The following is a 9,703-nucleotide window of genomic DNA, read 5'->3' on the forward strand; positions in this document are numbered from 1 at the left end:
GTCCCAGCGCATTCCGAACTACCGCAACCTGATGAACAGCTACTCGGCCTTCACCGCCAAGTAACACCCCGTGCGCCGCCTTTTTGCGGCGCACACCCTCCCGAATCAGCGGTAACCGTGACAAGATTGCTCGCGTTTACCGCCTATCAGGGAGGGCGCGGCCCGCCACGCCATCCAGCGCTGGCTGATCGGTCGCTGCCCCCCCCATTTCTGGAGAAAGCAACATGGCTCAAGCATCTGCATCCATTCACATCCCGGTATCGGCCGACAAGGTCTGGGCACTGACGGGCGGCTTCCTGTCCTTGAACCACTGGCTGCCGTTCATCAAGCAAAGCGAGGCACAGGAAGGCGGGCGCGTTCGTCACCTGACCACCGACGACGGCGCTGAAATCATCGAGCGCCTGCAGACCTACGATAATTCGGCGCGCACTTACAGCTACTCCATCGACAAGGGACCGTTTCCAATCAACGACTATCTGGCAACGTTCAAAGTCAAAGAAGATGGCGCCGACAGCACATGGGTCGAATGGTCAGGGGTATTTACGCCGGACGGTGTTTCCGATGGTGAAGTCGAGGAATTGTTCAAGGGGATTTACGAGGGGGGGCTTGAGGCGCTGAAGGCCAATTTCTGACCCGTCAATACGAGCCACCGATGATTTAACCCGCCGATAATCGCGGGACCGCCAGGCCATTGCGGCCTGGCATTTCGGTGCCTTGCTTGAATCGTTGTTGCTTCACGCTTGAGTACAACGCCTTAGTGATGCTCGGACACGGTCGCTGCATTGATCAGGTCGTACAGGGCGAACGCGCGGTTGACCAGGAAAACGGTCACGGCGGTGAGGGCGACGGCATTGATGATGTGCAGGGTCATGGGAGTAAGTCCGTGTCGGGTCTGGGATGACGCGATGTTACGCGAGCCCTGCCGAAGCTGAAGACAATAGGCTTCATGGTGTACATCACCGGCAATGATGGGCAGCAGGTTGTGAAGGGCAGGTCGAGTGACGGGGTGAACTATTTCCGCGTGATCCAGGTCGGCTCTACACACTTATCAGCCTGGAGCCTGCCATGCAGCCTTATGTCATTTGCCACATGATGTCCTCCCTCGACGGCCACGCCCTTACCGACGGCTGGGATCGCGCGTTCAAGAAAGACGCCGGTGATCTGTACGAAAAGCTCGCCCAGACGTTTGAGTTTGACGCCTGGATCTGCGGGCGCGTGACGATGCAGGAAATCGCCCATGACGAGGGCTATCCAAAGGGCCTCGCCACGGGGCCGGTTGAGCGCAGCCATTACTTTGCCGACCGCAATGCCAAGGCCTACGCGGTGTCCATCGACCCTCAGGGCAAGGTCGGCTGGAAGAAAAATCAGGCGCTGGATTCCCACGTGGTCGAGGTGCTGACTGAAGGCGTGTCGGATGACTATCTGGCGTACCTGCAGTCCATTCAGGTGTCCTACATTTTTGCCGGGAAGACCGAGATTGATCTGCAGCAGGTGGTCGATATTCTATCGAGCGAACTGGGCTGCAAGCGCCTGATCGTCGAGGGTGGCCCCCATGTCAGTGGCTCGTTCGTCAACGCCGGGCTGGTCGATGAAGTCAGCGTGCTGATCCTGCCGCTGATCGACGGGCGGGGCGAGCATCCGGCGTCGTTCGAGGTGTCGACCGAGGCGTGGAAACAACCGGCTTACTTGAAACTGACGTCGGCGGAGGTGCAGGACGGCGGCGCGGTGTGGCTGCGCTACACCAAGGCCTGACGATAAGGGCGGAGCGGGGCTGATGCAGTCCCGCTTCAGGCAGGGAGCGCCCGGGAAAAACGATCGGAAACGAAAAAGGCCAGCTAAGCGCTGGCCTTTTCGTTTACTTCTGTCTGGCTCCACGACCTGGACTCGAACCAGGGACCCAGTGATTAACAGTCACTTGCTCTACCAACTGAGCTATCGCGGAATGCGCGCTATCTTACTGATTGGAAAAGGGAAGTCAAGCGAGCGTGTTAAAAAAGTTGTCGGATAGGCACGTATATCAGATGCATAGTGTTGTCGATCTTCCAACCAGCGAGTCACTTGTGGGAGCGAGCTTGCTCGCGAATGGGTCATTACATCCGCCAGATTTTCAGCGGCTGCAGTGCCATCTTCGTGAGCAAGCTCACTCCCACAGGTCCGGCGCACGGCAGCGAGTACGCGAGTCAGGCCCGGATCAGTACCGCCAGGTCAACGACGCCGTCAGGTTGCGCGGTGCGCCATAGTTGCTCGCCGTGCCGCTGTACAGCGAGGTCAGGTATTTGCGGTCGGTGACGTTGTTGAAGTTCAGCGCCGTGCTCCAGTTGCTGTCAATGTCGTAGCTGGTCATCAGGTCGACCAGCGCGTAGGCGTTCTGGCGGATGACGCTGTAATTGTCGTTCTGAATCCCGCTCTGCCAGCTGACCCGGGTGCCGATTCGGGCTTGGGGCAGGCCAGGCAGTCGGTAGCTGGCCATGCCACGGAAGGCGTGGGTCGGCACATAACGGCGGGCCTTGTCGCCATCGTCGTTTTCGATGTGCACGTAGGTGTAGCCCGCCAGCAGGTCAAGGCCCGGCAGCGCTTCGCCCGACGCTTCCAGTTCGATGCCGTGGCTTTTGTAATCATCGGTGAAATAGCGGAACTGCGAACCCACTTCAATGAAGTCCGCCGACTGGACGTTGCTCTGTTTGGTCTTGAACACGGCGGCGGTCAGGTTCAGGCGATCGTCCATGACGCTGCCTTTAACGCCGGCTTCCAGGCTCTTGCCTTCCAGCGGCGCGAGCACTTTGCCGTCGACGCCGACCGTGCCGTATTGCGGATTGAAGATCTGCGTCCAGCTGGTGTACAGGCTCCACTGCGGGGTCAGGTCATAGACCAGGCCGGTGTAGGGCGTGACCTTGCCGTGCTCGCGCTGGGCGTGATCGGTGCCATAGCTCTCGCCCGTGCCGTCGACGCTGAGCATGCGCGCACCGGCGATCCAGTGCAGATCATCCGCCAGGCTGAAGCGGGCACCGGCGAACAGGCTTTTCTGCCGGTCCTCGAAGTTCTGGGTGTTGGTGATGTCACTGGTGTAGCCAAACTGCGGCGAAGGGGTATTGCCGGCGAGAATGCCCGCGAACGAGGTGTCGAAGTAGGTGCCCCCGCCAGCGTCGTATTCCCGGGCTTTCTGATGGGTGCGGCCGTAGGCGGCGCCGAAAGTCAGCTCATGGTCGCGGCCGAACAGGCTGAACGGGCCGGAGACTTTCGCTTCGCCCAGCAACTGGTGCGCCTTGCTGGAGGTATCAGCGGCGAACACCGAGGCGTCGTCATCGGTGACGCTTGAGACGTACAGCATGTTGGTGTCCTGGTATTCGGTAATGCCGGTGCCGGTGACCGTGGCGTTCCAGCCGTTGCCGAAGTCATGCTTCCATTCGGCAAACGCCCGCTGGGTGTGCATGTTCCAGTAGGTCCACGGCTGGCCGACGTTGGACGAGCGGCTGCTGTAGTGGATCGGGTTGTTGTTGCTGTCGACCAGCGGCAGGTTGCCCCAGGTGCTGCCGTTGGAATCGCTGTTGTGCTGAGTGAAACCCACGGTCAGCGTATCGGCGTCGGAAAGGTCGAAGGCGAGCAGGCCGGCGGCAACGTTCTTTTCGTGGCTGTAGCGGTCCATCCACGAGTTGCCCTTGTCGTGGGCATAAATGAAGCGACCGCGGACGTTGCCGGTGTCGGTCAACGGCCCCGACACGTCGACATCAATGCGCCGGCTGTCCCACGAGCCCACGCTGGTGTCGATCTGCGCCTGGAAATCCCGGGTTGGTCGCTTGCGGATGAAGTTGACCGTTGCCGACGGATTGCCGGTGCCGCTCATCAAACCGTTGGCGCCGTGGAGCACGTCGATCTGCTCGAACTCGGCCATGTCCAGGTCACCGATCATGATCGTCTGGGCGAAGGGCATGCCCATGCCGTCGTACTCGAAACTGCCGATGTCGAACCCGCGGGAGGTGTACTCCGTGCGGTCACTTTCACTTTGCTCGACGGTCACCGACGGCGCCGAGCGCAGCGCGTCCTTGACCCCGTTCATTTTGAAATCGTTCATCTGCGCGCGGGTGATGGTGGTGATCGCCTGGGGCGTCTGCTTGTTGGTCAGCCCCAGCTTGGTGGTGCTCGAAGACGGCTTGCCCTGATAACCCACGCTTTGCCCGTCGTCCTGTGCGGCGGTGTCCTGGATCTGCATCGCCGGCAGCGTGACGTCGTCGGCTGCGTTGGCGGTAGACATGGCGGCGACGACACCGGCCAGGAGAAAGGTGGCGGGAAGGCGAGGGATCACAATGGAAATTCCTGAAGGCGCGGTGAGGAGCGCGATTCTGAATCAACATGCGAATCATTACCAGATGTCACTAAGCTGAATTTTCACCTTTTTTTCACTTTTGGAGGCTCTGGAATGCCCCTTCAGGTTTCACTGTATTCTGGGACCTCGGATCGGACCTTGATTGTGGGACCGGCTAACGCTTCAGGTGTCGCGCCGCACATCAACGCTGTCGAAACTTGACATTGCATCTATGGACGCAATTGAATTAGAGTTGCGTCCACAGACATTAAGCTGTAGCCATCAAGAGGTACGCCCATGACCACCGCCATTCCAGCGCGGCAACTTTCCAAATCCGAGTGCGTGGTCGGTTTGCGAGCGGCGTTGCGGGTGCTGGACAAGTGGAAGGCCTCCAGCGAGCAGGCCTGCCAGATCCTGCGTATTTCCCGAAGCACGTACACCCGCGCTCGCCAGGACGACGCGCAGTGGTCGGTGGCGCTGGATCAAGACCAAATGCAGCGGGTCAGCTTTGTGCTGAACATCCACGCCGCCCTGCGAACCCTGTTTGATAATCCCGACAATGCCTACGGCTTCCCGTCGATGGAAAACCACAACGAGTTCTTCAACGGCAGAAAGCCACTGGACGTCATGGCCCAGGGCGACATGATCTCGCTGTACGAAACCTTCCGCCGCATCGACACCCTCCGGGGCGCCCAATGGTGATGCCGGACGCGCTTCCCGCACTCGCCGGGGAGACGCAGCAGGCTTATCGCCTGGTCAATTCCAAATTCCCGCCAATTGACCTGTTCAGCGACGTTGCCGATGCCGCCGAGTTCGAGACGCTGTACCGGATTCAGGCGCTGACCAATCCTCGCCTGCAGAACGAAATCGGCCGCATTGAGCTGATTCCCCTGGCCGAGATTCCGTTTGGCATTCCCGGAAGCTCTTATGCCGTCGCGCCGTTCACCCACGTCAATCCGGCGGGCTCGCGCTTCAGCAGCGGCGAGTTCGGCGTGCTGTACCTGGCCGACACCGTCGACACGGCCATCGCCGAAGTGCGCCACCATCAGCAGTTGTACTGGTCGCGGGTCGCGGCGCTGAAGTACGAGCGCTTTGTGTTCCGCTGCCTGAGTTGCAGTTTCAGCGAGGAGGGCAGTGTCGACGCCACCTCGATTCCGCTCTCCGACCCGATTTATGCACCTGACGACTACGCGCAGTCCCATGTGCTGGGCGAGGCAGCCAAGCAGGCGGGCGTGGCTGGCCTGCGCTACCACTCGGTGCGCTCGCCGGGCAATCACTGCTGGGCACTGCTGACCCCGCGCCACGTCACCTCCATTGTGCAGAGCGCCCATTACGAGATGATCTGGAGCGGCGAGGTCATCGGCATCAACCAGATATCCAACGCCTGAGGGGCGTTGATCCAAACACCGCCCAAAACATCGAACTCATCTGCCCCTTGAGAAGTCACTCCAGCAATGGAAATCAAGGAGCGTTCATGGGCAAGAACATCACCGCGCAGGAACTGGGCATCGACCTCACGCAGGGCGGTGAAAGTGCGCTGTTCAAATGGCTGTTGGCCAGTTTTCTGATGGGCAAACGGATTCGGGCGCAGGCGGCGGTACAGACCTATCACGTCATCGTCGACAGGCACGGGCGCGACACGCCGGGCAAACTGGCCGCGTGCACTCACCGGGAGCTGGTGAGGATGCTGGGCGAGGGCGGTTATGCGCGTTACGACGAATCCACCGCCGTGCGCCTGCTGGCACTGGCGGCCAAGCTGACTGACGAATATGACGGCACGGTCAGCACCATGGCTGCCGCCAGTGCCGACCGTCGCGATTTCGAAAAGCGCCTGCAGGACTTCAACGGCATCGGGCCGAAGACGGCAGAGATCTTCATGGGCGAAGCCGGCGAGGTGCTGTTTTGAACGATGCCAACTCCACCGCGCCTGGCAGAATCTTCGTGGGCTGCGCCGGGTGGAGTCTGGGCCGCGAGCACGCGCCGGCCTTTCCGGGCGACGGCACTCACTTGCAGCGCTACGCACGGCAATTCAATACCGCAGAAATCAACAGCTCGTTCTACCGCCCCCATCGGCCGCAGACCTACGCCCGCTGGGCCGACTCAGTGTCGGCGGATTTCAGGTTTTCGGTGAAGATCCCCAAGCTTATTTCCCATGAACAACAGTTGCAGGGCAGCGGCCATGCGCTGGATGAGTTTCTCGGACAATGCAGTGAACTGGGCGAACGGCTCGGTTGCCTGCTGCTGCAGTTGCCGCCTTCGCTGACGTTCGATCCACTCGTAGCCGAAGGGTTTTTCATCCAGCTCCGCGAGCGCTTCGCGGGTCATATGGTCATAGAACCGCGTCATGAAAGCTGGCTCCAGGCCGAGCCAATGCTCACGCACTACCGCATTGCGCAAGCAACGGTTGACCCATCGAGGCTCAGCAATGACCGCCAACCGGCAGGCTGGCCGGGGTTGGGCTACTGGCGACTGCACGGCGCGCCGCGCATCTATTACAGCGCCTATGAAGAAGATTTCCTGATGCGTCTGGCCGTCGAGCTGAAAGCCAAGGCGCTAAGCGGTGCGCCGACGTGGTGTATTTTCGATAACACCGCCAGCGGCGCCGCAACGGGCAATGCCCTGAGTTTGATTGAAATCCTCGGTCAACCGCCGTCCGCGCGTGAGGAGTAAGGCTGACGCAGTGGGGGTTGAACCGTCATTTTTCCGGCGAATTGCCGCACCCGCTGCGTGGCGCAGCAATTAGTTGGCGCGCGAGTTGTTTACTGTCATAGCACGATGCCACAATCCGACCCATCCAATGCCAGGGTCGGGCGAATTCGATGTACCTCCATGATTCTCAACCGGCGCGCGAGGCCCTGATACGGGCCGAGGTGCGCAACGATCGTTTGCAGTTGCTCTTCCGTCAGAGTTTTTTCTCGGTGTTCGGCAGCGCGCTGGCGGCTGTAATGCTCTCGTGGATCTGCTGGGAGCGCCTCGAACACTCCCTGATTCTCGGGTGGCTCGGGCTGCTGGGCGCCTCGACCACCTTGCGCCTGATCATGTTGACCGCCTATTTCCGGATGCCGGAAACCGCCCGCACCCCGGAGCGCTGGGAAACCACTTACTGGGTCACGCTGGTGTTGTCGGCCGGCATCTGGGGCAGCGGCGCGCTGGCGCTGATGCACGCCGGGGATTTATTGATCCAGACGCTGGTGCTGCTGTTCGCCGTTGGCATGTCGGTGAGCGCGGTGTCCTGTTATTCGGCGTACCGCTCGATGACCCTGGTGTCGATTGCACTGGTGCTCTTGCCGTGCTCGATCTGGCTGCTGTTTCAACCCCAGACCGCGCAGCAGGGTATGGCGGTTGCGTCGCTGATCTTTGCCGGATTTGTGGTCAGCGCGACGCGCAAATTGTGCCAGGCCATGGAACGGGCCTTTCGCCTGAGCCGCGAAATGGAACATGCCCATCGCATCGCCGACCATGCCGCGCAGACCGATGAACTGACCGGGGTGAAGAACCGCCGGGCTTTTTTCCATCAGGCCGAACGCGCGTACGACACCTGCAAGCGCAGCCGGTTACCGCTGTGCGCGCTGATGCTGGACATCGATCATTTCAAACGCATCAACGACTGCCACGGCCATCAGGCCGGCGATGAAGTGTTGCGGCAGATCGGCCGGGTCATCTGCCAGTCCGTGCGGGAAGGCGACGTCTGCGGTCGGCTGGGCGGCGAGGAGTTCGCGCTGTTGCTCGCCAATACGTCCCTCGACGCGGCCCATGTCATTGCCGAGAAGCTGCGTCAGGCAATCGCCGACATCACCTGTCAGCACGACGAAGGCGTCACCGCCAGCCTCGGTGTTGCCGCTCTGAGCAACACGGGGCAGGACGTGCACGGGCTGCTGGGACTGGCGGACAAGGCGCTGTTCCGGGCCAAGGCATCGGGGCGCAACCAGACGGCGGTGGCCTGAACAGCGCCTCAGGCACCGTCGGCAGACGTTTTGCGTGTCACCCGGACGTGACATTTATCTCGATGCTTTTCATTCGGCCGCGCCTGTGGCGTAGTGTGTCCAGCCTGTTTGGCACGATGACCGACTGGAAGAGGTAAATGAGATGACCCTGCAAAACCGCCTGGACAACCTGTACCCGCGCGCCGACGAGATCCCTGAGCAGTTTCGCGCAGGCCCCGCCATCGAGCAGCGCGATTACCTGGTCAACGGCGAACTGCACCAATGGCACGGGCCGCTGGCACCGGTGCTGAGCCCTGTCTCGCTGAAGACCGACGCGGGCCTTGAGTCCGTGGTGCTCGGCAGCACGCCGCTGATGGACGCCGACACCGCAATGACTGCACTGGACGCCGCCGTCAACGCCTACGACCGGGGCCAGGGCGCGTGGCCCACCATGCGCGTCGCCGATCGCATTCATCACGTCGAGACCTTTCTCAAGCTGATGCGCGAGCAGCGCGACGCGGTGGTCACGCTGCTGATGTGGGAAATCGGCAAGAACCTCAAGGACTCGCAGAAAGAATTCGACCGCACCTGCGATTACATCGTCGACACCATCAACGCCCTCAAGGAACTCGACCGTCGCTCCAGCCGCTTCGAGCTGGAACAGGACACCCTCGGCCAGATTCGCCGCGTGCCCCTGGGCGTGACCCTGTGCATGGGGCCTTACAACTATCCGCTGAACGAGACCTTCACCACGCTGATTCCCGCCCTGATCATGGGCAACACCGTGGTGTTCAAGCCGGCCAAGTTCGGCGTCTTGCTGATTCGTCCGTTGCTCGAAGCGTTCCGCGACAGCTTCCCGGCCGGGGTCATCAACGTGATCTACGGCAGCGGCCGCGAGACCGTCAGCGCGCTGATGGCCAGCGGCAAGATCGACGTGTTTGCCTTCATCGGCACCAACAAGGCCGCCAGCGCCTTGAAAAAGCTCCACCCCAAGCCGCACCGTCTGCGCGCCGCACTGGGTCTGGATGCGAAGAACCCGGGGATCGTGCTGCCGGATGTGAACCTGGACAACGCGGTAACGGAAGCCATTACCGGGTCGTTGTCGTTCAACGGCCAGCGTTGCACCGCCTTGAAAATCCTGTTCGTGCACGAAAACGTGGTCGGTAGTTTCCTCGAGAAGTTCGAAGAAAAACTCGCTCAGCTCAAGCCGGGCATGCCGTGGGAGCCCGGCGTCTCGCTGACGCCACTGCCGGAGCCGGGCAAGACCGACTACCTGCAAGGACTGGTGGACGACGCCGTAAGCAAAGGCGCCAAAGTGGTCAACGAAGGCGGCGGCACCACCCATGAGCAATTCTTCTACCCGGCCGTGTTGTACCCGGTCACGCCGGACATGCGCGTTTACCACGAAGAACAGTTCGGGCCCGTGGTGCCGGTGGGGGCGTACCGCGATCTGGAAACGGTGATCGAGTACGTGCTGGAT

9 protein-coding genes and 1 tRNA gene are annotated in these 9,703 nt (G+C 61.2%); 8 read left to right on the top strand and 2 right to left on the bottom strand.

The annotated features are described in order from the left end of the window. The first annotated feature begins 224 nt into the window (after window positions 1-224). A complete protein-coding gene (locus QMX88_RS27385; protein WP_282373382.1) occupies window positions 225-632 on the top strand; it encodes an SRPBCC family protein in 408 nt (135 codons plus the stop codon). 433 nt (window positions 633-1,065) lie between these two features. Then, window positions 1,066-1,752, top strand: coding sequence for a dihydrofolate reductase family protein (locus tag QMX88_RS27390; RefSeq protein WP_282373383.1), 687 nt, complete (start codon window positions 1,066-1,068; stop codon window positions 1,750-1,752). Between the two features lie 114 nt (window positions 1,753-1,866). Here QMX88_RS27390 and QMX88_RS27395 read toward each other — a convergent pair. Both QMX88_RS27395 and QMX88_RS27400 read right to left on the bottom strand, forming a co-directional pair. Then, window positions 1,867-1,942 (bottom strand) — tRNA-Asn (locus QMX88_RS27395). Between the two features lie 249 nt (window positions 1,943-2,191). Next, window positions 2,192-4,249, bottom strand: coding sequence for a TonB-dependent siderophore receptor (locus QMX88_RS27400; RefSeq protein ID WP_282373392.1), 2,058 nt, complete (start codon window positions 4,247-4,249; stop codon window positions 2,192-2,194). A gap of 348 nt (window positions 4,250-4,597) precedes the next feature. Here QMX88_RS27400 and QMX88_RS27405 point away from each other — a divergent pair, with 348 nt between their 5' ends. The 6 genes from QMX88_RS27405 to QMX88_RS27430 all read left to right on the top strand — a co-directional run. Next, window positions 4,598-5,002 (top strand): antitoxin Xre-like helix-turn-helix domain-containing protein, encoded by a 405-nt coding sequence (locus tag QMX88_RS27405; protein ID WP_282373384.1) that lies wholly within the window; start codon window positions 4,598-4,600, stop codon window positions 5,000-5,002. Further along, window positions 4,996-5,688: an RES family NAD+ phosphorylase gene (locus QMX88_RS27410; RefSeq protein ID WP_442969505.1), complete on the top strand. Its 693-nt coding sequence runs from the start codon at window positions 4,996-4,998 to the stop codon at window positions 5,686-5,688. Before QMX88_RS27405 ends, QMX88_RS27410 begins: the two co-directional genes overlap by 7 nt. 86 nt (window positions 5,689-5,774) lie before the next feature. Beyond that, window positions 5,775-6,206 carry a DNA methylase gene (locus tag QMX88_RS27415; protein ID WP_282373386.1) on the top strand — a complete coding sequence of 144 codons (432 nt, stop codon included), beginning with the start codon at window positions 5,775-5,777 and terminating at the stop codon, window positions 6,204-6,206. Continuing rightward, complete coding sequence (locus QMX88_RS27420; RefSeq protein WP_282373387.1) at window positions 6,203-6,970, top strand: DUF72 domain-containing protein; 768 nt, start codon at window positions 6,203-6,205, stop codon at window positions 6,968-6,970. Before QMX88_RS27415 ends, QMX88_RS27420 begins: the two co-directional genes overlap by 4 nt. Window positions 6,971-7,119: 149 nt before the next feature. Continuing rightward, a complete protein-coding gene (locus QMX88_RS27425) occupies window positions 7,120-8,244 on the top strand; it encodes a GGDEF domain-containing protein (RefSeq protein WP_282373388.1) in 1,125 nt (374 codons plus the stop codon). A gap of 142 nt (window positions 8,245-8,386) precedes the next feature. After that, a partial coding sequence (locus tag QMX88_RS27430) for an aldehyde dehydrogenase family protein (RefSeq protein WP_282373390.1) occupies window positions 8,387-9,703 on the top strand: 1,317 nt, incomplete at its 3' end.

The organism is Pseudomonas sp. PS02290, from assembly GCF_029960075.1.
Taxonomy (GTDB): domain Bacteria; phylum Pseudomonadota; class Gammaproteobacteria; order Pseudomonadales; family Pseudomonadaceae; genus Aquipseudomonas.

What these genes read in the sequence shown, in the direction of transcription:
- QMX88_RS27405 (WP_282373384.1), top strand. Translation starts at nt 4,598, where the DNA reads ATGACCACCGCCATTCCAGCGCGGCAACTTTCCAAATCCGAGTGCGTG.
- QMX88_RS27410 (WP_442969505.1), top strand. Translation starts at nt 4,996, where the DNA reads ATGGTGATGCCGGACGCGCTTCCCGCACTCGCCGGGGAGACGCAGCAG.
- QMX88_RS27400 (WP_282373392.1), bottom strand. Translation starts at nt 4,249, where the DNA reads ATGTCTACCGCCAACGCAGCCGACGACGTCACGCTGCCGGCGATGCAG.
- QMX88_RS27385 (WP_282373382.1), top strand. Translation starts at nt 225, where the DNA reads ATGGCTCAAGCATCTGCATCCATTCACATCCCGGTATCGGCCGACAAG.
- QMX88_RS27425 (WP_282373388.1), top strand. Translation starts at nt 7,120, where the DNA reads ATGTACCTCCATGATTCTCAACCGGCGCGCGAGGCCCTGATACGGGCC.
- QMX88_RS27415 (WP_282373386.1), top strand. Translation starts at nt 5,775, where the DNA reads ATGGGCAAGAACATCACCGCGCAGGAACTGGGCATCGACCTCACGCAG.
- QMX88_RS27390 (WP_282373383.1), top strand. Translation starts at nt 1,066, where the DNA reads ATGCAGCCTTATGTCATTTGCCACATGATGTCCTCCCTCGACGGCCAC.